Origin of the sequence: Polaromonas sp. SP1, assembly GCF_003711205.1 — a bacterium.
Taxonomy (GTDB): Bacteria; Pseudomonadota; Gammaproteobacteria; order Burkholderiales; family Burkholderiaceae_C; genus Polaromonas.
Genome location: NZ_CP031013.1, coordinates 2648893 through 2673336 on the forward strand (window position 1 = coordinate 2648893; position 24444 = coordinate 2673336).

Sequence of the window (24444 nt, forward strand, 5' to 3'; positions counted from 1 at the left end):
GCATCGAGTATGGTTGCTGAAATCGCAGTATTTCTTCAGTGCTTAGCGCGTGTCGCGATGGTATTTTTGGCGGCGTTCCTGGCTACTTCTTTATTAGGAGCGGATGTTGGAACAGTTTCTATAGTTATCGCATTAACCTTATCAGTCGCAGTTGTGTTCTTAACCATCAAAACCAAGCTGCCAATCTACCGTCAATTTGAACCTCATCGGGCGAGGCGCCTACTTATCTTTTGTACGGTTAGCGCTGTTGGTTGGGGGGTCTTTTTTGTGAAAGCCACGGGATGGTTCTAACATGCCAATCGACACGGACCCACAACGCAATGAAGGCGGCTTCGCCGCGCATATTGTGGTCCGGTCATCTTCACGTTAGATTGCACGTATGAGCATGGCGTTAGTCGTCCTTGGCTTGGTGGCGTGCGTTGCGGCCGTGGCTTTCGTTCGCCGTAGCAACCGGGCTAAGATTTTGCGGTACTTACGTGGGCGTGAGCCGTTGACGAATGAGCAGTTCGCTTCGATGTTTGCTTCCGCCCTCGAAGGCGAAGTGGGTGTCTCGCTACGTCGGCTCCTGGCGCCGTGGGTTAGCTTCGATGTTGCGCTGGTGCGGCCCTCGGATAGGTTTTGCGCCGACTTACTGCTTGCGGTGGAAGATGGAATGGACTCGAACGAGTATGTCGCATCCGTCGAGAAAGAATGGCGGATCGAACTGCCGGACGAAGAGGCCGCGAAGTTGCTCACCATTGAGCAACTTGCGAACGCAGTAGCTCGCCGCCTGAGTGGCCTGCAATCTAACTTGTCGCTCAACGCGGACCCGCAATTGAAGAAGGCGGCTCCGCCGCTCCAGTTGCGGGCCGGTTATCTTCAACGTTAGGTCTCCTATGTCAGCGATCTCTATGCGCCGTGTCCTGACCGTTACGGGCCCCATCGTGTTTGGGATGTGCATGGCCGGCCTTTCGTTCGTCGTCGCTACTTCGGAGTTGGAGGCGAGCACGGCGGATAAAGCAAAGCTCGTTCTGATTGGGAGCTCCTGCATCACTGTGTTTCTGCTGGCGTGTGTCATTGCCGTGTGGGCCTTTGCACGTATGTTCTCTGGGTTGGCGGCTGAAGACTGGACGCGGCTGCGTGAGGGAGGTGCCAGCTCACAGCCCAAAATCAGCGGGAGAATCCTTGCTGATGGAGCGCTCTTTGTCGCGGCCTGTCTCGCTGGGATAGTGGCCTTTGAGGTGCTTAAACGTGCAACGTAGACCTAACAGGCCGCTGCATCCGACCGCCTACGGCGTCGGCTGAGCGTCGGCGTTATATCTCATGAAGATCGCAGCGCACGGTTTGGGGCTTGAGCTCAGTCCGGTGAACGCCTTGGACGGAGAAGACTGGTGCTGCGTTCGTGTTCTCGCCGAGGTCGCCGGCTTTGAAGCAGACTTCGTGGCCTATCTGCAGGGAGCAGATCTAGTCAGATTCCGGGACAGCATCAATGCGGTGTACGAAGCGGTAGGGCAACCCGGTGAAGCAGTCCTTGGTAGTGCAGAGCCTGGGGTTTTGATCGTTCTTTCCATGGCGCGCCTCGGTGGTATCAGTGGCAAGTACAAGTTCGAGGGCGAATTCGTCGAAGGCGGCGCGCCGACCTTAATGGGTGGTTTTGAAATGGACCAAAGCTACTTGCCCGCTCTGTCGGATGGCATAGACCGCCTACTCGCGGAGTTGAAAGGCCATGAGACATAACATGTCAATCGACACGGATCCACAGCAGCACAAGGCGGCTTCGCCGCAATGTGTTGTGGCCCGGTCATCTTCACGTTATCCAGCAAAGGATGCGCTGTGCTGAGTGGCTGGCTCCGTAATTTGCACGCGGCACTCCGAGGTGGCACCCCGGGATTCAGCGCTGCCGAGAGCAGAGTTCTTACCTTCGTCTTGGATCGTTTGGCCGAGCCAGATCGTTCCACCCTCGCGGCCCAAATTGGCGCGGTAGCTTTGGTTCAACGGCAGCACCCCGGTCGATTGGTTGTCGTGTACTACCGTCGCTCCAACACTGTTCCCACGCTTCCTTATCCTGGGTATGAGTACTGCCTTGCGAAGGTGAAGTACATGTCACGCGGCCGATCGCGCATCACTTCGCTCGTCCTGCATGATGGAAGGTTCATGACCTTCGAGCGAAATGTTCCTGAACTAGAAAGCGACATCGAATCTCTTGTTGCAGTCGAAATACATCCTGGAATCCAGCCCTCTGTGGCGGAGGAAATTGATCATGCGGAGCATGCGAGCACTGCCGGATAACATGTCAATCGACACGGAGCCACAACAGAAGGCGGCTTCGCCGCAAGGTGTTGCGACCCGGTCATCTTTACGTTAAAGAGCATGACAGACCCATTTCTCGTTAATCGACCGTTTCTTACTGACGTCTGCCCAGCCTTCGCGCGCGCGGTGGCGAATGGCTGCAGGGTGATCGGTCGATCGGACCTTGCGGAGGAAATAGTGCGCGTGGTCCTCCCACCTCAGCTGATTGCGGGAGCTCCAGATTCCTATTCTTTTCTGGCGTATCCTGTTCCTCGTCTTACGCTTGAGCAGCGCCAACTTCTCGAAGTCCGAGACTTCGAACGTATTCAAGTGCCGGTCGGAGCAGGCACAGTCAGCCTAGAGCTTGATGTTTTCGGAAAGATCGGATGGTTCTACGTAGACATGCTCTCAGAGCATTACGAGGCCGTTGCAAGTGGAGCGCAGCAGCATGCACTTTAACCCGTCGGCCCACACGGACAAGCAACTTCAGGTTGCCACTTCGCGGCGGGTGTTGCTTGCCGTTGGCCTCCAACGTTAAACCGCGATGAGAACGAGCACTGCACGCAAGCCAAGTACCGGGAGGTGGATCGCGGCGTTCGTTGCGCTAGTCGCCTTTGCGCTCGTGCCCTCGAAGGCGTGCGCCTGCCTTGAGACATACCAAATTTCACAGCTGCGCATCGTGCTTTCGGTCTTATTGCTTTTGATACTCGCGGTAGTTGCACTTTCCCCGCCTGGACGGAGCGCAGTCTGGGGTGCGGGAGCTGGCCTCGTAGCGTGTGTCTCAAGCGCTGTAGCCTTGGCCATTGGCTCCTATAGCCTGCCGATTGCAGCCGTAGTTCTTGTGTTGCCGCTTCTGGCTGTGGTCTTGTTCGCCGCGTGGCATCGGCTTCGAGCTGGGAGGAGTGCGAGGGTGGTTTAACATGTCATTCGAACGGACCAACAACGGCGTTCGCCCACTTTCACATTAACCATTATGAAGCGCTGCCCCGAGGTCGATCAGCTCAATGGGTTCTTTGGAGGTACACACGTTCAGGTGTACCCAGATGCGCCGGAAGAGTACAACACCCACCGTTTTGAGCGCGTTGCAGGCAATGAGCGGATAGTCTGTGAGGTACTTCCGGCGGAATACGAACTTCGGTTCATGTGGTGGGTGTCTGGCCGCCTCACCCTTGACCTTAAACTTCAAGGCGTGCAGTCCTTAGACATTTCGCGTTCTGCTGGAGATGAGACACTTATTGGGAGCGTTGATGCTGATGGTTTGCGTCAACTATTCAAACTTCAGGTGAGTCCAACTGTATGCCTTCAATGGTCGTCCTCTTCCTACTTCGGCCAATGATGGTTAACAGGTTTCTCGTCACGGACAAGCAGCACCAAAATACCGCTTCGCTGCCAATGCTGCCTGCCGGACAGCGCCAACGTTAGAGATCAGGATGCAGCGCTACACGAAAGCCGCGCTTGCCCTTCTGGGCCTCTTGGTTCTCGGCTGGGGCGCAGTAAAGCTTGTCTATGAGCCTTTCATGACCAGGCAGCTGATTGCCCTAATGGCGGAGGAATCGCGCAAGATCGAGGCCTTCAACGCGGTTGGAAGGCTTGAGACCTACGATTCATTAAGCACTCTTCTTCAAAAGGGGTGTTTACGCGAAGCGGCGCAGCTCATCGAGATTCAGCAGAGCCTCCTTTTGACGGGTATCGCGCACGACATGGAACAAAGCCCGGAGGTGTCCAAGGTTGTTTCCGGCCGAAATGCGCAAGTAGCCGAACGCGCGCGTGCTGAGGCTACCAACCGAAACCCACCCCGGGGGTACACGCCATGCCGCTGATCTCTAGCTTGGCAGTCGATGCGGACGTCCTCGCTGCGCGCTTTCGCGCGCCATCGGCCCGCCGGTCACTTCTACGTTTGACCTCATGATCTTTGCCGTTGCCACCGATGAATGCACGCTAACCGCCTTCGAAAGCGAGGCCGCCGCGGTCGTCGCGTGCGAAGGCCTCGACGTTGAAGCTGCAGACTGGCTCTTTTGGGACGACTGTGGCAGGCCGCTTGAGCCACTGTTCTCCATCCCAAACAAACGAGGATTTTTCATGGTGCAGAACGGCGTCTACTCCCTTGTGCCGGCCACGCCAAATCACCACGCAGATCTCGACGAAGCGCTAGACGAAGTGCGCAATTTCGAGTCACCCGCACCATTCAACAGTGCCGAAGGTGTGCGCGCATACCTCGCCCGCAAAGGAGGCAGCAATGAGGTCTAACAGGTCGTTCGACGCGGACACGCAGCAGCATCGCGCCGGTCAACTCCAACGTTAGGCGCCAGGGCCTCGCTTATGTTCGAAGTCATCGCGTACATAGCCATCCTTGTGGGGTTGGCGGCTGGCTTCCTGTGGGGCATTGAGCGCATTGCTAAGCGCATCGGCGGCCGCAATACATGGTTGCTGTTTCTTGTCGGCCTTCCTCTCGTTGCAGGTGTGATGGTCGCATGGCTCAACAGAACTGAGTTGGCCTGGTGGCAGTTAGTTCTGTACCCACTGGTGGCGCCATTCGTTGCCTCAGCTGTTCTGCTATTGGCATACGCTGCTGTCAATCCGTACGCGCTCATCGCCTTGGTCGGGGCGTTGTGCCGGCGCGCACGCGAACGAATCTTTCACGCGGGTAAACGGTAGCATGGCGCCTAGCATGTTGGTCAACCGAACACGCTCTGGTCGGCCTCGCCTCCTGGCGCGTGCCGATTACCGCCAACGTTAGTGCTCTGAAAAGATCTCGCATTGTCCGTTGGCTCTATGCAAGGCACGTTTAATGCTGCTTATGTGAGTTCCAAAGCGCCGCGCGACTGCAGACTTCGTGGCTTGTCCGCTTAGAACCAAACGCACAGCCTCACTTTCTTCCGCTGGCGCCATAGCCCTAGGCCTGCCGGGCTTAGAGCCTCGTCGCATCGCCGCGTGGAGTCCGGCCCTTGTGCGTTCACGAATCATTTCCAGTTCGAACTCGGCGAAGGCGCCAACGATCTGCATCATCATCCGACCCGCTGCGGTGCTGGTATCGATGGTTTCGGTAAGACTGCGAAACTGGGCGCCTTGGGCATTTATCCGGTCGAGAATGATCAGTAGATGTTTTAGAGACCGTGCAAGGCGGTCCAACTTGTAGACAACCAAGATATCTCCGGGTCGAAGTAGCGTTAGCAGTTTCTCTAACTCAGCGCACTTGGTGTCGCCCCCTGATCGTTTCTCTTCAAAAATATGTTGAACCCCCGCTTTTCGCAAAGCGTCATATTGGGTGTGGAGTTCTTGTTCTTGCGTGCTAACACGCGCATATCCGTAAATCAATCTCTCCCTCTCAGACATTTTTTATTTGCCTACAAACTGTAGAGAGATGCCGCCTAGGCAGGCTTTAACCCCTGTAAAACCTGACAGGGATGAAAAGCGTGTGGGCGAAAAAAAACCGGCATTTGCCGGCTGCGATGGCATCTGAGGTCGGTCGGAAACGTCCGTTACAGATCCGTGCGCAGCTTCCATATCTCCGGAAACAGCACCACATCCAGCATCTTGCGCAAATAACTCACGCCACCAGTGCCGCCGGTGCCGCGCTTGAAGCCGATCACGCGTTCCACGGTCGTCACGTGACGAAAGCGCCAAAGCCGGAAGGCATCTTCCAGGTCGGTGAGTTCTTCGCCGAGCTGGTACAGGTCCCAGTACTTCTTGGGGTCGCGGTAGACCACCAGCCAGGCCTGCTCGACGGCGTCGCTTTCTTCATAGCCTTGGGTCCAGTCGCGCTGCGTGTGGCTGGCGGGTACGGCCAGGCCGCGGCGGGCCAGCAGGCGCAGGGCTTCGTCATAGAGTGATGGCGCTTCGTATGCGGCTTGCACCTGCGCGAGCAGGTCGGGCCTGTGCGCGTGGGGTTTGAGCATGGAGGCGTTTTTGTTGCCGAGTGCAAATTCAATGCAGCGGTACTGTGCGCTTTGAAAGCCGCTGGAGTTGGCGAGGTAGGGGCGGATGGCGCTGTATTCGGGCGGCGTCATGGTGGCCAGCACGTCCCAGGCGTGCACCAGCTGCTCCATGATGCGGCTCACACGGGCCAGCATCTTGAAGGCGCCGCCGAGCTCGTCTTTCGCCACGTTGGCAATCGCGCCGCGCAACTCGTGCAGCATCAGCTTCATCCAGAGTTCACTGGTCTGGTGCTGGATGATGAAGAGCATCTCGTTGTGGTCGGGCGAGAGCGGCTTTTGGGCGCTGAGGATGGCGTCGAGCTGCAGGTAGTCGCCATAGCTCATGGACTTGCTGAAGTCGAGCTGCGCTTTTTCATCGCGCACGATGTCTGCGGGCGCTTGGGGTTTGTTGTTGTCGTTGTTCATCAGGTGACCGCGTGCTTCTGGTTGAATTCGGGTTTTTTCCATTCGGCGGTTTCAAGCACCTGCTTTAATTGTTCGACGGCGTTCCAGACGTCTTCAAAACCGATGTAGAGCGGCGTGAAGCCGAAGCGCAGGATGTCGGGCATACCCGTTCGTCCTGAGCCTGTCGAAGGATCACCCGCGCGGAAGTCGCCGATCACGCCGCGTGCGATCAGCGCCTGCACGATGGCGTAGGCGCCTTCGGTTCTCGTTAAGCAGACCTGCGAGCCGCGTTGGGCGTGTTCGCGCGGTGTCGCCAGGCCCAGGCCGTGGCCCGCGCAGCGTTCTTCGACGAGCTGGATAAACAGGTCGGTGAGCGCCAGCGATTTTTTGCGCAGGGCCTGCATGCCGCCCAGCGGCTCTGCGGCCAGCACGGTGTCCAGCCCGCACTCCAGCGCCGTCATGCTCAGGATGGGCTGGGTGCCGCAGAGATAACGTGAGATGCCGGCTGCGGGCTTGTAGTCGGGCGTGAATTCAAATGGCGCGGCATGGCCCCACCAGCCGGCCAGCGGTTGCCAGAAGCGGTCGGCGTGTTTGGGGTTGACCCAGACAAAGGCCGGCGCGCCGGGGCCGCCGTTGAGGTATTTGTAGCCGCAGCCGATGGAGAAATCCGCCTTGGCGGCGTTCAGCGCCACCGGCACGGCGCCTGCGCTGTGGGCCAGGTCCCAGACGGTGAGTGCGCCGGCTGCGTGGGCTGCGGCGGTGACGGCGGCCATGTCGTGCATGGCGCCGGTGCGGTAGTTCACGTGGGTCAGCATCAGCACGGCGACCTCGGCGGTGAGCGCCGCGGTAATCCCTTCGGGCTCGACGAGCTGCAGGCGATAACCGCGCTCGCGGCACAGCGCTTCGGCGATGTAGAGATCGGTCGGGAAGTTGCTGCGTTCGCTGACGATGATTTTGCGCGCGGGTGCGTCCTGCGCGGCGATGTGCAGTGCGGCGCTCAGCACCTTGTAGAGGTTGATGGAGGTGCTGTCGGTCGCCACCACTTCGCCGGGGGCTGCGCCTATCAGCTGCGCGATCTTGTTGCCCAGACGCTGCGGCAGCTCAAACCAGCCGGCGCTGTTCCACGAACGGATCAGGCCCTGGCCCCATTCGGCCGTGACCGCCTCGGCGACGCGGGCGGCGGCGGTGGTGGGCAGCACGCCCAGCGAGTTGCCGTCAAGGTAGATCACGCCTTCGGGCAGGGTGAATTGCTGGCGCAGCGCGCGCAGCGGGTCTTGCGCATCCAGGGCGCGGCAGTCTTGCAAAGTGGTCATGGGTTTTTGTCTTCAGGAAAGTTCGCGCAGGATGGCGCGCACGGGGGAGGCGTCTGCACGCATGAGCTTGAGCGGCAGGGCAATGAGTTCGTAGTCGCCTTCGGGTACCTCGTCGAGCACCAGGTTTTCGAGCACGCGCAGGCCGTGCGCCAGCAACTGGTGGTGGCTGGGCAAGTCCTGGCTGGTGGCCGGGTCCACGCTGGGGGTGTCTATGCCGATCAATGCTATGTTTTTTGTAGCTAGAAGTGCAAGCGTATCCTGGGCTACAGCCGTAAATGACTCCCAACTCTGGCTGGCGGTATGGGAGGTGCGCAGCAGCACGCGCGGCGGCAGGTCGTCGAGCGCATGGGCAATGTGTTCGGGCAACACCAGCGGGCCGCAGTCCATGCAATGGATCACGCGGCAAGGCCCCAGGTAGGCGGGCAGATCCACCTCGCCGATGCTGGCCTCGCCATTGGCGTAGTGCAGCGGGGCGTCGGCATGCGCGCCGGTGTGCGGCGACAGCGTGATGGCGTTGACGTTGACCGGGCAGCCCGGCTCCAGTGAGAAATGCAGTTGCTGCGAGTAGGCGGTGTCGCCGGGAAACACGGCGGCGTTTTCGTCGACCGGCGGCGAGATGTCCCAGAGCTTGCGCGGTGTTGAGGGGGTGGAGGCAGGCATGGGTGCAAAGGTAGCACCGGCAAAAAAGCCGTGGTGTCGGTTATTTCCAACAATCCGAAAAATTGTTGAAACCTAAAGTACCTGATGAAAGCGCGAAGCAGGCGCGTCAGGATCTCCCTGTGCAAATCGCCAGCCTGGGGCACAATTCGCGCTTGTGGCGCTTATCGCTGCATCGATTTACCAACCCTCCAAAAAACCTTCCATCAGAGACAAAGGCACACCATGAATTCCGAGAACAAGTCCAACGGCAAAGTCGCACTCGTCACCGGCGCGGGCACCGGCATCGGCAAGGCGGTGGCGCTGGCCCTGCTGCGTGAAGGCTATAGCGTCGCGCTGGTGGGCCGCCGTGCTGAGCCGCTGAATGACGTCGCCAAAGAGTCGGGCACCGACCGCGCGCTGGCCGTGCCGACCGACGTGAGCCAGCCCGAATCGGTGGCGGCGGCGTTCGCGAAAGTGAAGGAAAAGTTCGGCCGGCTCGATTTGCTGTTCAACAACGCCGGTGTGGGCGCGCCGCCGATCAACCTCGAAGACATCAGCTTTGAGCAGTGGACCAATGTGGTGAACATCAACCTGACCGGTTCTTTCCTCTGCGCGCAGGCGGCCATCCGGCTGATGAAAGACCAGACTCCACAGGGCGGCCGCATCATCAACAACGGCTCGATTTCGGCCCACGCGCCGCGGCCCAACTCGGCGCCTTACACCGCTACCAAACACGCCATCACGGGTTTGACGAAATCCATCTCGCTGGATGGCCGCAAGTACAACATCGCCTGCGGCCAGATCGACATCGGCAACGCCATGACGGAGCTGGCCGCGCGCATGGCCAAGGGCGTGCCGCAAGCCAACGGCGAGATCGCCATTGAGCCGATGATGGACGCGAAGGAAGTGGCCGAGGCGGTGGTGCACATGGCTTCGCTGCCACTGTCGACCAATGTGCAGTTCATGACCATCATGGCCACGAAGATGCCGTTTGTGGGGCGCGGTTAAGCGGTTAAGCGGTTAAGCGCTGCTGCGGCCCCGCACCGCGTCACACGGCCTTGCGGGGCCTCATCATCGCCAGCACGTAATACACACCGCCCCCGATCGCCACGCCGAAGAACCAGCCGTAAATGCCCCACCACGAGGGCAACAGGCTGGTGAAGTTGGGCAGGATGCTGGAGAAAAGGGCGCCGATGGCGGTGGCGATCAGCGCGTTGGCGTTCCAGCCGCCCTGGTAGCGGTATTCGCCGTCCTCGTGGTAGAGCGCCTCGACGTTCACTTCACCCTTGGCGATCAGGTAGTAGTCGACCAGGATGATGCCCAGCAGCGGCCCCATGGTGGCGCCTATGGCACCTACGAAAGTCGCCGCATTGCCTTCCCACGGCGCGAAGGGATACAGCACCAGCGCGATGCCGGCGGCGATGTAGCCACCGGTCTTGAAGCTGACCTTGCGCGGGAACACGTTGGCAAAGTCAAAGGCGGGGGATACGAAGTTGGCCACCACGTTGATGCCCAGTGTGGCGACCGCGAAGGTGAGCGCGGCCAGCAAGGCGAGGAACCAGCTGTCGAACTTGGCGGAGATCTGCTCGGGGTGCAGCAGCACCTCACCGTAGACCTTGAAGGCGGCGATGGTGGTGACGCCGGCCACCAGCGAGAACAGCACCAGGTTGATCGGCAGGCCCCAGAGGTTGCCTTTGCGCACGGTGGCCTTGTCTTTGGCGTAGCGCGAGAAGTCGCAGAAGTTGAGGTACAGCGCCGCGAAGTAGGTGATCCACGTCGCGCCCACGGCCATCAACGCCCAGAACGAGCCGGGCTCGCCTGGCACACCCGCGTCTTTGGTCTTGGCCAGCAGCACGTCTTGCGGGATGCCGTGATCGAACGAAAAACCGCCGGCCTTCACGCACAGGCCCACGGCCAGCACCAGCATGGCGATCCAGACAGCGGGGCCGGCCCAGTCCTGGAATTTGCGCACCGTTTCCATGCCGTTCTGGATGATCAGCAGCTGCAGCGCCCACACCACGACAAAACAGATCACCTCCAGGCCCGAGTGGCCCAGCAGGTGCGTCGATTTGTGGAAAGCCATGATGGCGTCGGAGCGCGTGAGCAGCGCCACGATGGCGCCCGAGGCGGCGGCCGTTTGTGCGCCATACCAGAAGCAGGCCACCACCGCGCGCACCAGCGCCGGCAGGTTGGCGCCCCAGATGCCGAAGGAGGCGCGCGCCAGCACGGGGTAGGGCACGCCGGTTTTCACGCCCGCGTAGCCAACCAGGTTCATCAGCAGAAAGATCACCATGGAGCTCAGCCCGATGGCGATGAGGAAGTTGGTGAAGCTGCCGCACAGCAAAAACAGGCTGGCCGCGAGGTAGTAGCCCCAGAGGCTGTGCACGTCGGAAGTCCAGACGTTGAAGATGCTGAAGGTGCCCCAGTTGCGCTCTTTGGCGGGCGCCAGGTCTTCGTTGTACAGATCGGGCGACGGGTTGCGAATGTCCACGTGTGATCTCCGGTTGATGGGCGTTGCCCCTGGCCAGGACTCCATCAGGATGGCTTCAATCGCATGGCCTGATGGAGTGTTCAGTTTTGTATACAGGAACTGTACTCACCGACGCGGAATTCAATTTGCGGGTTTACCCTTGCCTCGCTGGCTTGGGTCGAACGGCTTTGAATCCTGTTGTTGTGAGCACCGTCGGGGTGCGGGTTGCAGGTTTCGTGCCATTGGCGGGGCCACGGCGCCGCTGTGGCTGCACGTTCAATAGAGCTGATTGCGCGACAGTGCGCCCAGCGCGGCCTGGAGGTTGCTCCGGGCGCCGGCCTCATAGCGCTCAAAAAACCAGGGCGTGCTGTAGATGCGGGGGCGGTCCAGAAACGACTGCAGCACCGCGCTGCGCCCCGCAACGTAGCGCGGCCAGCGCACCCAGCGGTATTCGCTGCGTACGTCGCGCTCAAACTGCCGGTAAACCGCCTCGCGCTGCCCGAGGATGGCCAGGTCGATGTCGACCACCCACTGTGCGTCGCCCGGCGAGGGCACCGCCTGGTGGCGGGTGTCCAGGATGTGGCGGCTGACGGTGGCGACCAGCGTGGCGTTCAGGCCGGCCGTGCGCAGAAAGCGTTCGGCCCAGAGCGCACTCTTTTCTTCATTGAGCGGCCGCCAGGGCCAGTAAATGGCATCGTGAAACCACAGCGCAAGTTCAACCGCGACGGCATCCTCCAGCTGGCTGCGCACATCATCAAAGTGGCGCAGGCAGGCCAGCAGGTGCGGTGTGTTGTGATAGCGGCGCGGCCAGCGCCCCCAGCTGCGGATCAGGCGCTTGCCTTCACGGCGCCAGGCGGCGCCGCTTTGATGGAGTTGCGCGCCGAGGGCTTCCCAGCGCGCGAGCAGTTCGTCGTAGTGGGCCGGGGCGAACCACATCGGCGCAGGTCAGGCGCCGAGCTGGCCCAGCAGAAGAAACTCCATCAACGCCTTTTGCGCGTGCATCCGATTCTCTGCTTCATCCCAGACCACTGACTGCGGACCGTCAATCACATCGGCTTCAACCTCTTCACCGCGGTGCGCCGGCAGGCAGTGCATGAAAAGGGCGTCGGGCTTGGCCGCAGCCATCATCTCGGTGTCCACGCACCAGTCGGCAAAGGCTTTTTTGCGTGCTTCGTTTTCGGCTTCGTAGCCCATGCTGGTCCACACATCGGTGGTGACCAGGTCGGCGCCGGCGCAGGCCTGCATCGGGTCTTTGAAGACCTTGTAGCTTTCGGCCGAGCGGATGCCGGCGATGGACTGGTCGACTTCGTAGCCGCCCGGCGTGCTCAGGTGCACCTTGAAGCCGAGGATCTCGCTGGCCTGCAGCCAGGTGTTGGCCATGTTGTTGCCGTCGCCCACCCAGGCCACCGTCTTGCCCTTGATGGAACCGCGGTGCTCGATGTAAGTGAAGATGTCAGCCAGGATCTGGCAGGGGTGGAATTCGTTGGTCAGGCCGTTGATGACGGGCACGCGCGAGTGCTCGGCGAAGCGGTCTATCTTGGTCTGCTCAAAGGTGCGGATCATCACCAGGTCGACCATGCGGCTGATGACCTTGGCGCTGTCTTCAATCGGCTCGGCGCGGCCCAGCTGGCTGTCGCCGGTGGTCAGGTGCACCACGCTGCCGCCCAGTTGGTACATGCCGGCTTCAAAGCTCACGCGCGTGCGCGTCGAGGCTTTCTCGAAAATCATCGCCAGCGTGCGATCGACCAGCGGCTGGTGTTTTTCGTAGGTCTTGAATTTTTTCTTGATGATGGCGGCGCGCTCGAACAGGTAGGCGTATTCGGCCGCGTTCAGGTCGCTGAATTGCAGGTAATGCCGCACCGGGGCGGGCGTGGAGGGGATCGCAGTGGTCACGCGTTTTTCTCTTTCAACAGCTGTTTGATCAGCGGCACCAGGATGGCCACCGCTTCGTCGGCCTCGGCCGTCGTCATGATGAGCGAGGGCACCATGCGGATCACGGTGTCGGCGGTCACGCTCAGCAGCAGGCCATTTTCGGCGGCGCGGCCCAGCAGCTCGCCGCAAGGCACCGTCAGCTCAATGCCCAGCATCAGGCCGCGGCCGCGGATTTCTTTCAGGCCCTTGACGCCTGCCAGTTCGCGCGTGAGCGCCGCGCGCAGATGGTCACCCACCTTCACCGCGTTGGCCAGCAGGCCTTCTTCTTCCATGATGCGCAGGGTTTCGACACCGGCGCGCATGGCCAGCGGGTTGCCGCCGAAGGTGGTGCCGTGGTTGCCGGGGCCAAAGATGTGCGCGGCCTTGGGGCCTGCAACCACGGCGCCGATCGGCACGCCCGAGCCCAGGCCCTTGGCCAGCGGCATCACGTCGGGCTTGATCCCGGCCCACTGGTGCGCAAACCATTTGCCGGTTCGGCCCATGCCGCATTGCACTTCGTCGATCATCAAGAGCCAGTCGCGCTCGTCGCACAGCGCGCGCACGTCGCGCAGGTAGTCGTCTTTCATGCTGTTGATGCCGCCTTCGCCCTGGATGGCTTCAAAAAACACTGCGACCACATTGGGGTTGTTGGCGGTGGCGGCTTTCAGCGCGTCGATGTTGTTCAGCGGCACGCGGATAAAACCTTCAACGAGCGGGCCGAAGCCGGCCTGCACCTTGGGGTTGCCGGTGGCGCTCAGCGTGGCGATGCTGCGGCCGTGGAAGGCTTTTTCGTAAACCACGATTTCCGGGCGCTCAATGCCTTTGTCATGGCCGAACTTGCGCGCCAGCTTGAGCGCGGCTTCGTTGGCTTCGAGGCCGGTGGAGCAGAAAAACACGTTTTCCAGGCCCGACAGCTCTACCAGCTTCGCGGCCAGGGTTTCCTGCAGCGGCACATGGTAGTAATTGGAGCTGTGGATGAGCTTGCCGATCTGCTCTTGCAGGGCGGGCACCAGCTTGGGGTGGTTGTGGCCCAGGGTGTTGACGGCGATGCCGCCCAGCGCGTCGAGGTAAGACTTGCCGTTGACGTCCCAGACGCGGCAGCCCTGGCCGTGGTCCAGCGCGATGGGCAGGCGGCCATAGGTGTTCATCACGTGAGGGGAGGCGGCTTCGATGTGCTTGGGCAGGGCTGCGGTCATGGGGGAACTCCGGACAAGGGATGTAACAGGGCTGAAAATCGCAGGCCCGCAGCGGTTGATGCGGGCCTGAAGTGATTTTAGGCGCAGACTTTGCGGCCTTTTGTGACGATCCTGCATCACTGCAATGAGGGCGCCAGGGGCTCACCGTTGTTGAAAATCGGGCAGCAAGTCTTATATAAGAGTCACAAATAAGATAGAATTGTTGTGCGGTGCAGCATGGGGTGAATACGATCCCTTTCCCACGTCAGGCGCCGCAAAAACCCTCCATCCGATGGTCTCCAACTCCGCCAAAGAAGTCTTTATTCAGGGTATTACCCGCGACGGCAAAACCTTCCGGCCCAGCGACTGGGCCGACAGGCTGTGCGGTGTGATGAGCCATTTCCGCCCCGGCGGCCCCCAGCCCGGCAGCCACCTGACGTACTCGCCGTGGTGCGTGCCCACCGTCATCAACGGCGTCAAATGCGTGGTCGTCAACGCCGAATTGCGCGAGGCCGAACCCATGGCCTGGGATTTCGCCATCAACTTCGCCAAGGACAACGATCTGCAGATGGCTGAAGCCTGCTTGATCCCCGACCCGCCCCGAAAAGACTGAAGTCACCGACATTTTTGAAGCGCCAACAAAAAAGCCGTCTTTCGACGGCTTTTTTGCTTTGCTGCAGCGCACCCTACAAAACGGCGGACGGTATTTTCAAAATGCCGTCCGGGCGATTTGCCTAATTGCTTAGGCGGCGGCCTTTGCGGGGGCCAGTGCCAGGGCTTTCACCTTGGCGGACAGGCGGCTCTTGTCGCGCGCTGCCTTGTTCTTGTGGAAGATGCCCTTGTCGGCAACCGTGTCCACAATGCTTTGGGCCTTGGCGAACAGGTCCTTGGCTTTGTCTTTGTCACCGGCTGCAACGGCTTTTTCGACGTTCTTCACAGCGGTGCGGTATTTGGAGCGCAGCGAGGTGTTCGCAGCGTTGAGTTTGACGTCCTGGCGGACGCGTTTGCGGCCCGACGCGAGGCGGGGGTTCTTTTTCTTGGGTTTGGCGGTAGCCATATATAAATTCCTTTAATCCTGGGGAGGAGTCTGTGGATGTTGCAGCAAAGCCCATGATTATATACCCCCACGGTCGCTCACTGGGTGTAGCTCCCTGCCCCCCGAGGGGGCCGCCCGTCTGCGGCCCGGCAAAGCCGGTTCCGCGCCTCTAATTTGGTTTTTAGGGCTCGCTTCGCATCGCGGGGTCTAACTGGCTGCAACTTTACGAGGGGCGTCCTCTTTACCCGAATAAACTCCGAGGGTGTCACTTTTCAAAGCCGCCTCCACCGTTTCCCTTTTGACGCTTGTCTCCCGAATCACCGGTTTGGTGCGGGAACTGCTGATTGCCTCGACTTTTGGCGCCAGCGCCATGACGGATGCCTTCAATGTGGCGTTTCGCATTCCCAACCTGTTCCGGCGGCTGTTTGCGGAAGGCGCTTTCAGCCAGGCTTTTGTGCCGGTTTTGGCGGCCAGCAAGGCGCAACACGGGGAGGAGCAGACCAAACTCCTGATTGACCGCGTGGCCACGCTGCTGGCCTGGGCGCTGCTGTTGACCTGTGTGGCCGGTGTGGCGGCGGCGCCGGTGCTGGTGTGGGCGATGGCCAGCGGGCTGAAGCAGGATCCGCGCGGCTTTGAGGCCGCGGTCTTCATGACGCGCTGGATGTTTCCGTACATCGGCTTCATGTCGCTGGTGGCGTTGTCGTCGGGCGTGCTCAACACCTGGCGGCGTTTTGCCGTGCCGGCTGCCACGCCGGTGCTGCTCAACCTTTCCATGATCCTGGCGGCCTGGCTGGGCGCGCCCTGGTTCAAGACGCAAGGAATTGAGCCGGTCTATGCGTTGGGCGGGGGTGTCATGCTGGGAGGCATTTTGCAGCTGGCGGTGCAGGTGCCGGCGCTGTGGCGGCTGGGCCTGTTGCCGCGCATCGGCCTGGGCTGGGGCTCGATCAAGGCCGCCTGGGCCGACCCGGCCACCCAGAACATCGCCAGGCTGATGGTGCCGGCCCTGCTGGGCGTCAGCGTGGCGCAGATATCGCTGCTGATCAACACCCAGATCGCCTCGCACCTCACACCCGGCAGCGTCAGCTGGTTGACGTATGCCGACCGGCTGATGGAGTTCCCGACCGCCATGCTGGGCGTGGCCATCGGCGTGGTGCTGATGCCGCAACTCTCCGCGGCCAAGGCCGCCGGCGATTCCGCCAAATACTCGGCCATGCTGGACTGGGGCCTGCGCCTGGTCGTGCTGCTGGCCGTGCCTTGCGGCGTGGCGCTGCTCACCTTTGCCCAGCCGCTGGTGGCCACGCTCTACCACTACGGCGCCTTTACCGACCGCGACGTGCAGCAGACCACCACGGCGCTCATGGGCTACGGCGCGGGCCTGCTCGGGCTGGTGGCCATCAAGGTGCTGGCCCCGGGTTTTTACGCCAGCCAGGACATCAAGACCCCGGTGCGCATCGCGATCGTGGTGCTGGTCGTTACGCAGTTGCTTAACCTGGCTTTCGTGCCCTTTCTGCAGCATGCCGGGCTGGCGCTGGCCATCGGCATCGGCGCGCTGATCAATGCGCTGTGGCTGTTGATCGGCCTCAAGCGCCGCGGCAGCTACACGCCCGCACCCGGCTGGGGCGTGTTTGCGCTGCAGGTGGTGGCGGCCAGCGCCTTGCTGGCGGTGTTTTTGCTGTGGGCTGCCGGGGCTGTGAACTGGATCGCCCTCAAAGGCCACTCTCTTGAACGAATTGGGCTGCTGGCCCTTGTCCTGCTTGCATCGGCTGCTCTTTATTTTGTAGCGCTATGGGTGTCGGGTTTAAAGGTCAGAAAACTTCTGAAACATTGAGTTGCCAGGATCAGCCACGTTGGGTTGTGGCTTTTTTCAGACTCATGCAGACTCATTCAGACTCATCAAGGGCAATCCTTGATTCCCTTTTTTCGGCGGTTTATGAGAAAGTAGCGTCATGCAATTAAATCTGACCGTGCCGTCACCGTTGCAGTACTTTTCCAGCCTGGTGGAAAGCGACGAACACTTTCCCCTCCTGGAAGCTGCGATCAGCCTGGCGCAGGACGAATACCCCGACCTGGATGTGCAGCAGGTGCTGGGCGATGTCGACCAGTTGCTCGCCCGCCTCAAGCGTCGCCTGCCGGCCGATGCCCCCGCGCTGCAGCGCCTGCGGGCGCTCAACCAGTTCTTCTTCCATGACCTGAACTTCGGCGGCAACGTCAACGACTACTACGACCCCGACAACAGCTACCTGAACGCCGTACTGCGCACGCGCCGCGGCATCCCGATCACGCTGGCCGTGCTGTGGCTGGAGCTGGCCCTGGGCCTTGGGCTGAATGCGCGCGGTGTGGCGTTTCCGGGCCACTTCATGGTCAAGGTCAACCTGCCCAAGGGCCAGGTGGTGATCGATCCTTTCAGCGGCCAGTCGCTGAGCCGTGAAGAGCTTTCGGAGCGGCTGGAGCCTTTCCGCCAACGCGGCGGTAGTGTGGGCGATGAGTTTGAGGTGCCCATGGGCCTGTACCTGCAGTCGGCGGCGCCGCGCGAGATCATCAACCGCATGCTGCGCAACCTGAAAGAAATCCACAAGACCCAGGAAGACTGGCAGCGCCTGATCCCGGTGCAAGACCGCCTGATCGTGCTGCAGCCCGAAGCCTGGACGGAGTACCGCGACCGCGGCCTGGCCTGGGCCGCCCATGGCGAGCCAGAGCGTGCGGTGGCCGACCTCGAGATTTACCTGGCCAACGCCGAAGACGCGCTTGACATCGACGCGATGGCTGAGCGCTTGGCCCAGCTGCGCCAGAGCCGCCATTGATCTTTCGGGGCTGGGCGACCTTCTGCTATCAATTCAATAGCTATCAGCCCAGGTAGGTCATGGGCTGGAGGCCTGTTTTGCTTATAAAAGCTCAATCTCGCTGAGTGTTAAAAAGCAGCTCTCGCGCGTGATCGCCACAAAGTCCGCCAGCCAGGGCCGGGCTGATGTGGCCTCGGTGCAGGCCACATACAGGCGGCCCGTCAAACCCTTTTTGCCCACCGGCCGCGCCGTGACGTAACCCCGGTCCAGGTAGCTTTGCACCGCCCACTTGGGCAGTGTGGCGACGCCGCGTCCGCTGGCCACCAGTTGCAGCATCGCAATCGTCAGCTCGGTGGTGCGGCGCGCGGGCCGCACGCCGGCCGGCTCCAGCACCTGGCGCACCACATCCAGCATCTCGTCGGGCACCGGGTAGGTGATGAGGGTTTCGTTGGCGAAATCCCTGGCGGTGAGGTGCGTCCTGGCCGTCAGCGCATGGTCGTTGGCCAGCAGCGCCATGATTTCAAAACGGAACAGCGGATGGAAGTCGACCGCTTCTTCGGCATCGGCCTCCGACACCACCGCGATGTCGGCGCGGTCTTGCAGCACCAGCGCGATCGGGTCCGGGTGAAAGCCCGAGACGATGTCGAGTTCCACCTCGGGCCAGCGTGTGCGAAAAGAGTCCATCGCCGGCATCAGCCAGTCAAAGCAGGTGTGGCACTCGACCGCGATGCGCAACTGGCCGGTTTTCCCGGTGGCCAGGCGCGCCACGTCGCGCTCGGCTTCTTCCACCTGCGGCAGCACCGCATCGGCCAGCGCCAGCAGCCGCAGGCCCGTGGTGCTGAACTGCGGCGGCACGGATTTGCGTTCAAACAGCGGCGTGGCGTAGCGCTCTTCCAGCAGCTTGACCTGGTGCGACAGCGCCGACTGCGTGAGGTTGAGCAATTGCGCCGCGCGCACCAGGCTCCCGCTGTCGCGCAGGGCCGTCAGCGTGCGCAGGTGGCGCAGTTCAAGGATGGAGGGGTTCATGGCGTGATAAAGGATCTTGTGTGTGAATCAATTATTTTCATGTTAGAAGAAAATATCTTTCGTTTGAATAATAGTCCTTGCCAGGAATGGGCGACGCGCGCCTTTCGCATCAGCGCCAGCGGCGTGGCCGACGAAACGCAGATCCACACCCACATGTGCTATTCGGAGTTCAACGACATCCTGCCGGAGATCGCCGCCATGGATGCCGATGTGATCGCCATCGAAACCAGCCGCTCCGGCATGGCGCTGCTGCGCGGCTTTGGCGACTTCAAGTACCCGAACGAGATGGGCCCCGGTGTGTACGACATCCATTCGCCGCGCGCGCCCTCGGTGGACGAGAGGGTGCGGCTGCTGCGCAGGGCGGCTGCGGCTGGGCAATATGGCGCAGGCCGCGCGGGAAGTGCGTGGGGGAACTGGCGGCCTGAAGACGGCCTGAATGAGGTCCAAGGCCGGCGGCCCTGGCTTTCGGCGGTCGGCAACCGCCACTGGTTTGCTATTGTGTTAGGAGCTGCTGGCGTATGACTCGCCTGGGCTGGAGCCCATTTTGGTCATCAACCCTCGGGCGGCGGCGCGTTTCAGGTCGCGCGTTTGAGGAACTGCGGTATCCGCAGGTCGTCGGTTCGCGCCAGTGTGGGGGCGCTGCTGGCCGGTGCGGGCCGGGCCGTTGCGCGTGCCGCGCTGTGGGCGGTCAGGCGCGAGCCGTGCACCATCGATTCCTGCGCAGGCATCAGGCTGCTGGACAGCGAGCTGCCCACCCGCGGCGTGGCGCTGGCCGGAGCCGGGTTGAGCGGGCGGGCGCCCAGCGTTGCGGCGGTGGAGGGCAGGGGCGCGATCGCCCTTGCAGGCGTCTTGGCCAGTGTTTTAGCCGCCGCCGGCGCTTGCCCTTTCTCAGCGGGGGCGTCATTGGCCGCTTGCGGCGGGTACAGCGTGGGCCTGAGCCAGTCGAGGATGGGTTGCCACTGCTGCAGGTCTTGGGCGGCGGTGCTGGCCGGCAAATCAAACATGGTCATGCCGCGCTCCAGGCTGCGCACGTAAAGCTGGGTTTCGCGCAGGGCGCCCAAAAAAGGCATGCCCAGGCCTTCAGACCATTCCGCCAGGGTTTTGGCGGCGCTGGTGCGCCCATCGATGCGCATGCCCACCGTTGCCAGGCGGCAGCGGCCGCTGGCCACGCGCGGCAGCGCCATCAGCTCGACCTGGCATTGCGCGGCCGATTCGCGGTCAAACATCGAATTGCACACGGGCATGATGATGGCGTCGGCAAACATCACGACGCGGGCCAGTTCAAAGCCGTGCATGCCGCCGGGGGTGTCAAGCACCACATGGGTGATGCCGGTGGGCACGCGCAGCATGTTTTTCTGGTCGACGGCCCAGGGGGCTATCGCGGGGAGTTCAGCGGCGCGGCGCTTGAGCCAGCTGCGCGCCGATTGCTGCCGGTCCACGTCGCCCAGCATGACGGAGCTGCCATTGCGGGCACACCAGGCGGCGATGTGCGCGGCCAGCGTGCTCTTGCCACTGCCTCCCTTGCGGTTGACGACTGCGATAACCGGCATGACTGCTCCAAAGACGGGTCGATGGAACAGTTTGATACATAAATAAGCAAAAGTCCAGTCGCCCCAAGCGCCATGGGCGCAGGCAGCTAGGGTTTTTGTAGCAAAACCACTTCAACAGGGTAGAAGCAGTCGCCTTGGCAATCGGTTATCAATCGGTTGCCGGCAATGGCTTAGGAGCGGCGTGAGTGTTTGGCTTGCCGCACCTGCCGGACGCTTAGCTGACGGTGACGGCCGCGCCGTCGCCTTTGGAGGCGATCATGCCGATCTCGTAGACCTGCTCACCTGCGTCGCGCAGGGTTTTGGCCGTGGCCTGGGCGTTGGCGGCGTCTACCACCACCACCATGCCGATGCCGTTGTTGAAGGTGCGGTTCATCTCGAAGTCGTCGATGCCGGCGGTTTCTTGCAGCCAGGCGAACAGCTCGGTTTGCGGCCAGCTGCCCTTTTTGAGGTGGGCGGCCGTGCCTTCGGGCAGTACGCGGGGGATGTTTTCGAGCAGGCCGCCGCCGGTGATGTGGGCCAGCGCCTTGATCGGGTGGGCAGCCAGCGCGGCCAGCACGTTCTTGACGTACAGGCGGGTGGGCTCCATCAGGGCTTGTTTGAAGGGTTTGCCGTCCAGCGTGGCGGGGGCGTTGCCGGCCGCGCGTTCGATGCATTTGCGCACCAGGCTGAAACCGTTGGAATGCACGCCGCTGCTGGCCAGGCCCAGCACCACGTCGCCGGGTTTCACGTCCTTGCCGGTCAGGATCTTGGATTTTTCAACGGCGCCGACGGCAAAGCCCGCCAGGTCGTATTCGCCGGCCGGGTACATGCCGGGCATCTCAGCGGTTTCGCCGCCGATCAGCGCGCAGCCGCTGAGCTCGCAACCCCTGGCGATGCCGCCGACCACGGCCGCTGCCGTGTCCACGTCCAGCTTGCCGCAGGCGAAATAGTCAAGGAAGAAAAGCGGCTCGGCGCCCTGCACCAGCACGTCGTTAACGCTCATGGCCACCAGGTCGATGCCGACGGTGTCGTGCATCTGCCATTCAAACGCCAGCTTGAGCTTGGTGCCCACGCCGTCGGTGCCGCTGACCAGCACGGGCTCTTTGTAGCGCTTGGGCACTTCAAACAGGGCGCCAAAGCCGCCGATGCCCGCCAGCACGCCCTCGCGCATGGTTTTTTTGGCCAGCGGCTTGATGCGTTCGACCAGCGCGTCGCCCGCGTCGATGTCGACGCCCGCGTCTTTGTAGCTCAGGGGGGAGGGGGAAGAGGTGGTCATGTGGTGTCGGCTTTGCTGCGGGTAGGGCGGATGAAGGTCTGGGAAGCGGGTTTGTAGCCCGGAAGGGGCCTGCAAGCCCGATAGAATTCAGCCTGAGATTCTAAAGGGTACCCATTCGGGCCCTGTTCGGCCCTCTTCAGGCCTTCTGCAGGCCCTGAGGGGGCTTCTTCCGGCAAGCTCAACCCAAGGCTTTATGCAATTCACCACCACCCAAAAACGCGCCGCCGCCTGGTGCCTGATTGCTGCGTTGATCGTTCTGGCGCTGTGGCTGCTGGGGCCGGTGCTGGCGCCCTTTGTCATCGCCGCCGTGCTGGCCTATGCGCTGACGCCGCTGGTCAACCGGCTCGACCGCATGGGCAAGGGCCGCCTGCCGCGCGTGGTGGCGGTGGTGCTGGTGGAATTTCTCTTCATCGTGGTGCTGCTCAGCCTCTTTTTGCTGATCGTGCCCATCATGGCCAAGGAACTGCCGGTGCTGCGCGAGCAGGTGCCGCTGCTGGCCGACAGGCTTAACACCAGCCTGGCGCCGTGGCTGGCGCAATTCGGCATCCATGTCGCTCTGGACGTGGCCAGCATCAAGGCCTTTGTCCTCAAGTACCTCAACGCCAATTTTGAAGACCTGTTCGGCTCCCTGATGTCCTCGCTCAAGCTGGGCGGCAGCGTGGCGCTGGCCGTCATCGGCAATGCGGTGCTGATCCCGGTCGCGCTGTTTTACCTGCTGATGGACTGGGACAAGTTTGTCGCCCGTGTGCTCGAGCTGGTGCCGCCGCACCTGCGCGCCGGTTTTGACAGCTTCACTGAAGAGGCCGACTCCGTGCTGGGCCAGTACCTGCGCGGCCAGTTGCTGGTCATGCTGATCATGGCGGTGTTTTATGCGGTGGGCCTGGCGCTGTTTGGGCTGGACCTGGCCTTGCCCATCGGTGTCTTCACCGGCCTGGCGATGTTCATCCCCTATCTTGGTTTTGGCCTGGGCCTGATGCTGGCCGTGCTGGCCGGCCTGCTCGAATTTGCCTCGCTCAAGGCCCTTGTCATGGTGGCCGTGGTCTACGGCGTGGGGCAACTGGTGGAAAGCCTGTACCTCACGCCGCGCCTGGTCGGCGAGCGCATCGGCCTGCACCCGCTGGCGGTGATTTTTGCCTTGCTGGCTTTCGGCCAGATGTTCGGTTTTGTCGGCGTGCTGGTGGCGCTGCCGGCCAGCGCGGTGCTGCTGGTGGGCATACGCCGCATCAAGGCCAGCTACATGGCCAGCCGGCTGTACAAGGCCGGATAAGACTGAGCAAGGCCGGAACAGACATATGGCGGGCATGAAACAGATTGCGCTGGACATCGGGCTGGCTTCCGCCCCGTCGTTCGCCAATTTTTTTGGCGGGCCCAACGAAGCCGCGCTCAAACACCTGGAGCTGTGGGCCGGCAACACGCTGCGCTCGCCCGTGCCCACTTACCTCTGGGGAGAAGCCGCCAGCGGCAAAACCCATTTGCTCAAGGCGGTACGCGAAACGCTGCGCGAGCAGGGCGCTGCGAGCGGCTGGATGGACGCCTCCTTGCTCGAGCCGCCCGAGTTCAACGAATCCTGGGCCGCCGTCATCCTGGACGACTGCCATCTCTACACCGCGGTGCAGCAGCAGGCGGCCTTCAACTGGTTTGTGAACGCCCTCAGCGCACCGGACGGCCGCCCGCGCTGGGTGCTGGCCGCCGGCCAGATGCCGCCGGCCGACCTGGCGCTGCGTGAAGACCTGCGCACCCGCCTGGGCTGGGGACATGTGTTTGCCCTGCAGGCCCTGACCGAACCCGAGCGCCGCGCTGTGCTGCGGCGCGAGGCCGATGCCCGCGGCGTGTTTTTGAGCGATGAGGCCATGGACTTCATGCTGACCCGCTTTTCGCGCGACCTGGGCAGCCTCATGCAACTGCTGGACCAATTGGACGCCTATGCCTTGCAAACCAAACGCGCCATCACGATTCCCCTGATCAAGTCGATGATGGAGAGCGAATAAGTGACTGCGACTGCGAAATGACTGTCCCCCAAAAGATTGCGCTTTTTGACCTGGATCACACGCTGATCCCCATCGATTCCGACTACGAATGGGGCGAATTCACCATCGCGCTGGGGTGGTGCGACAGCACCGAGTTCAAGCGCCGCAATGCCGAGTTTTTTGAGCATTACCGCGCCGGCACGCTCGACATCCACGAATATGTGCGCTTTGCCACCGAAGCCATCCGCAAGCAGGGCGCTATCAATTCAGGAGCGGGTCATGCACGTTTCATGCGGGACGTGGTGCAAAAGGCTATTACAAAGCAGGCGCTGGCGCTGGTCGACGGCCACCGTGCCGCGGGCGATGAGCTGGTCATCGTCACCGCCACCAACGAGTTCGTGACGCGGCCGATTGCCGAGGCATTCGGCGTCAAAGAGCTGATCGCCGTCGAGCTGGAGCGCGACGCCCAGGGTTGGCTGACCGGCGAAATCCAGGGCACGCCCTCGGCCCGCGAGGGCAAGGTCACCCGCGTGGAACAATGGCTGGCGGCCCGAAACCTCGGCTGGAGCGACGTGGAAACCACGTTCTACACCGACTCCATGAACGATATTGCCTTGCTGGAGAAGGCCACCCACCCCGTTGCGACCAACCCGGACGCGCGCCTGCGCGCCCTGGCGGCAGAGCGCGGATGGCGCATACTTGACCTGTTTATCTAGGGCAGCAGACCCAACTTTT

At 61.9% G+C, this 24444-nt stretch carries 27 protein-coding genes and 1 pseudogene; 16 read left to right on the forward strand and 12 right to left on the reverse strand.

Annotation, left to right across the window (positions count from 1 at the left end; genetic code table 11):
- The first annotated feature begins 9 nt into the window (after window positions 1-9).
- The 8 genes from DT070_RS21355 (at window position 10) to DT070_RS12515 (ending at window position 4923) form a co-directional block, all read left to right on the forward strand.
- Window positions 10-291, forward strand: coding sequence for a hypothetical protein (locus DT070_RS21355; protein ID WP_153976374.1), 282 nt, complete (start codon window positions 10-12; stop codon window positions 289-291).
- A 223-nt stretch (window positions 292-514) separates the two neighbouring features.
- Complete coding sequence (locus DT070_RS12475) at window positions 515-868, forward strand: acyl carrier protein (RefSeq protein ID WP_153976373.1); 354 nt, start codon at window positions 515-517, stop codon at window positions 866-868.
- Window positions 869-1302: 434 nt separating this feature from the next.
- A complete protein-coding gene (locus DT070_RS12485) occupies window positions 1303-1716 on the forward strand; it encodes a hypothetical protein (RefSeq protein WP_122955696.1) in 414 nt (137 codons plus the stop codon).
- Between the two features lie 633 nt (window positions 1717-2349).
- Window positions 2350-2727 carry a hypothetical protein gene (locus DT070_RS21360; protein WP_153976372.1) on the forward strand — a complete coding sequence of 126 codons (378 nt, stop codon included), beginning with the start codon at window positions 2350-2352 and terminating at the stop codon, window positions 2725-2727.
- A 514-nt stretch (window positions 2728-3241) separates the two neighbouring features.
- The gene (locus DT070_RS21365; RefSeq protein WP_164483753.1) at window positions 3242-3604 is read left to right on the forward strand and encodes a hypothetical protein; all 363 of its coding nucleotides are present in this window, start codon (window positions 3242-3244) and stop codon (window positions 3602-3604) included.
- A 94-nt stretch (window positions 3605-3698) separates the two neighbouring features.
- Complete coding sequence (locus DT070_RS12505) at window positions 3699-4088, forward strand: hypothetical protein (protein WP_122955700.1); 390 nt, start codon at window positions 3699-3701, stop codon at window positions 4086-4088.
- Between the two features lie 85 nt (window positions 4089-4173).
- Complete coding sequence (locus tag DT070_RS12510) at window positions 4174-4515, forward strand: hypothetical protein (protein ID WP_122955701.1); 342 nt, start codon at window positions 4174-4176, stop codon at window positions 4513-4515.
- A gap of 72 nt (window positions 4516-4587) precedes the next feature.
- Window positions 4588-4923 carry a hypothetical protein gene (locus tag DT070_RS12515; RefSeq protein ID WP_122955702.1) on the forward strand — a complete coding sequence of 112 codons (336 nt, stop codon included), beginning with the start codon at window positions 4588-4590 and terminating at the stop codon, window positions 4921-4923.
- Window positions 4924-5001: 78 nt separating this feature from the next.
- Here the strand turns inward: DT070_RS12515 and DT070_RS12520 are convergent, their stop codons facing one another.
- The 4 genes from DT070_RS12520 to kynB form a co-directional block, all read right to left on the reverse strand.
- On the reverse strand, window positions 5002-5583 hold the full coding sequence (locus DT070_RS12520) for a recombinase family protein (protein ID WP_122957379.1): 582 nt from the start codon (window positions 5581-5583) through the stop codon (window positions 5002-5004).
- A 164-nt stretch (window positions 5584-5747) separates the two neighbouring features.
- Window positions 5748-6608, reverse strand: coding sequence for a tryptophan 2,3-dioxygenase (gene kynA, locus DT070_RS12525; protein WP_122955703.1), 861 nt, complete (start codon window positions 6606-6608; stop codon window positions 5748-5750).
- Window positions 6608-7900 (reverse strand): kynureninase, encoded by a 1293-nt coding sequence (gene kynU, locus DT070_RS12530; protein ID WP_122955704.1) that lies wholly within the window; start codon window positions 7898-7900, stop codon window positions 6608-6610. The genes kynA and kynU overlap by 1 nt, the downstream gene beginning before the upstream one ends.
- A 12-nt stretch (window positions 7901-7912) precedes the next feature.
- The gene (gene kynB / locus DT070_RS12535) at window positions 7913-8560 is read right to left on the reverse strand and encodes an arylformamidase (protein ID WP_122955705.1); all 648 of its coding nucleotides are present in this window, start codon (window positions 8558-8560) and stop codon (window positions 7913-7915) included.
- Between the two features lie 222 nt (window positions 8561-8782).
- Between kynB and DT070_RS12540 the strand changes: the two genes are divergently transcribed.
- Complete coding sequence (locus DT070_RS12540) at window positions 8783-9547, forward strand: SDR family oxidoreductase (protein ID WP_122955706.1); 765 nt, start codon at window positions 8783-8785, stop codon at window positions 9545-9547.
- 40 nt (window positions 9548-9587) lie between these two features.
- Here the strand turns inward: DT070_RS12540 and DT070_RS12545 are convergent, their stop codons facing one another.
- The 4 genes from DT070_RS12545 to DT070_RS12560 form a co-directional block, all read right to left on the reverse strand.
- On the reverse strand, window positions 9588-11030 hold the full coding sequence (locus DT070_RS12545) for an NCS1 family nucleobase:cation symporter-1 (RefSeq protein WP_122955707.1): 1443 nt from the start codon (window positions 11028-11030) through the stop codon (window positions 9588-9590).
- 255 nt (window positions 11031-11285) lie between these two features.
- Window positions 11286-11945 carry a hypothetical protein gene (locus DT070_RS12550; RefSeq protein ID WP_122955708.1) on the reverse strand — a complete coding sequence of 220 codons (660 nt, stop codon included), beginning with the start codon at window positions 11943-11945 and terminating at the stop codon, window positions 11286-11288.
- Window positions 11946-11954: 9 nt separating this feature from the next.
- Complete coding sequence (gene argF / locus DT070_RS12555) at window positions 11955-12902, reverse strand: ornithine carbamoyltransferase (protein ID WP_122955709.1); 948 nt, start codon at window positions 12900-12902, stop codon at window positions 11955-11957.
- A complete protein-coding gene (locus tag DT070_RS12560) occupies window positions 12899-14116 on the reverse strand; it encodes an aspartate aminotransferase family protein (RefSeq protein WP_122955710.1) in 1218 nt (405 codons plus the stop codon). Before DT070_RS12560 ends, argF begins: the two co-directional genes overlap by 4 nt.
- Window positions 14117-14387: 271 nt before the next feature.
- Between DT070_RS12560 and DT070_RS12565 the strand changes: the two genes are divergently transcribed.
- Entirely contained in the window at window positions 14388-14708 is a 321-nt protein-coding gene (locus DT070_RS12565; RefSeq protein WP_122955711.1) for a DUF3579 domain-containing protein, read from the forward strand.
- Window positions 14709-14837: 129 nt separating this feature from the next.
- Here DT070_RS12565 and rpsT read toward each other — a convergent pair whose 3' ends face one another.
- The gene (gene rpsT, locus DT070_RS12570; protein WP_122955712.1) at window positions 14838-15152 is read right to left on the reverse strand and encodes a 30S ribosomal protein S20; all 315 of its coding nucleotides are present in this window, start codon (window positions 15150-15152) and stop codon (window positions 14838-14840) included.
- 241 nt (window positions 15153-15393) lie between these two features.
- Between rpsT and murJ the strand changes: the two genes are divergently transcribed.
- The gene (gene murJ / locus DT070_RS12575; RefSeq protein ID WP_122955713.1) at window positions 15394-16959 is read left to right on the forward strand and encodes a murein biosynthesis integral membrane protein MurJ; all 1566 of its coding nucleotides are present in this window, start codon (window positions 15394-15396) and stop codon (window positions 16957-16959) included.
- 118 nt (window positions 16960-17077) lie between these two features.
- Window positions 17078-17932 carry a SirB1 family protein gene (locus DT070_RS12580; protein ID WP_122955714.1) on the forward strand — a complete coding sequence of 285 codons (855 nt, stop codon included), beginning with the start codon at window positions 17078-17080 and terminating at the stop codon, window positions 17930-17932.
- An 81-nt stretch (window positions 17933-18013) separates the two neighbouring features.
- Here the strand turns inward: DT070_RS12580 and DT070_RS12585 are convergent, their stop codons facing one another.
- Window positions 18014-18937: a LysR family transcriptional regulator gene (locus DT070_RS12585; protein WP_122955715.1), complete on the reverse strand. Its 924-nt coding sequence runs from the start codon at window positions 18935-18937 to the stop codon at window positions 18014-18016.
- 75 nt (window positions 18938-19012) lie between these two features.
- Between DT070_RS12585 and DT070_RS21600 the strand changes: the two are divergent.
- Window positions 19013-19459 (forward strand): annotated as a pseudogene (locus DT070_RS21600) (hypothetical protein); the annotation flags it as partial.
- A gap of 53 nt (window positions 19460-19512) precedes the next feature.
- Here DT070_RS21600 and DT070_RS12595 read toward each other — a convergent pair.
- A complete protein-coding gene (locus tag DT070_RS12595) occupies window positions 19513-20487 on the reverse strand; it encodes a ParA family protein (protein WP_122955716.1) in 975 nt (324 codons plus the stop codon).
- A 214-nt stretch (window positions 20488-20701) separates the two neighbouring features.
- Complete coding sequence (purM, locus tag DT070_RS12600; protein ID WP_122955717.1) at window positions 20702-21742, reverse strand: phosphoribosylformylglycinamidine cyclo-ligase; 1041 nt, start codon at window positions 21740-21742, stop codon at window positions 20702-20704.
- A 193-nt stretch (window positions 21743-21935) separates the two neighbouring features.
- Here purM and DT070_RS12605 point away from each other — a divergent pair, with 193 nt between their 5' ends.
- From DT070_RS12605 to DT070_RS12615, 3 genes are read left to right on the forward strand one after another with little or no spacing between them, the layout of a single operon-like run.
- On the forward strand, window positions 21936-23009 hold the full coding sequence (locus tag DT070_RS12605) for an AI-2E family transporter (protein WP_122955718.1): 1074 nt from the start codon (window positions 21936-21938) through the stop codon (window positions 23007-23009).
- Between the two features lie 34 nt (window positions 23010-23043).
- Window positions 23044-23730 carry a DnaA regulatory inactivator Hda gene (gene hda / locus DT070_RS12610; RefSeq protein WP_122957380.1) on the forward strand — a complete coding sequence of 229 codons (687 nt, stop codon included), beginning with the start codon at window positions 23044-23046 and terminating at the stop codon, window positions 23728-23730.
- Between the two features lie 17 nt (window positions 23731-23747).
- Window positions 23748-24425 carry an HAD family phosphatase gene (locus DT070_RS12615; RefSeq protein ID WP_122955719.1) on the forward strand — a complete coding sequence of 226 codons (678 nt, stop codon included), beginning with the start codon at window positions 23748-23750 and terminating at the stop codon, window positions 24423-24425.
- Window positions 24426-24444 lie beyond the last annotated feature (19 nt).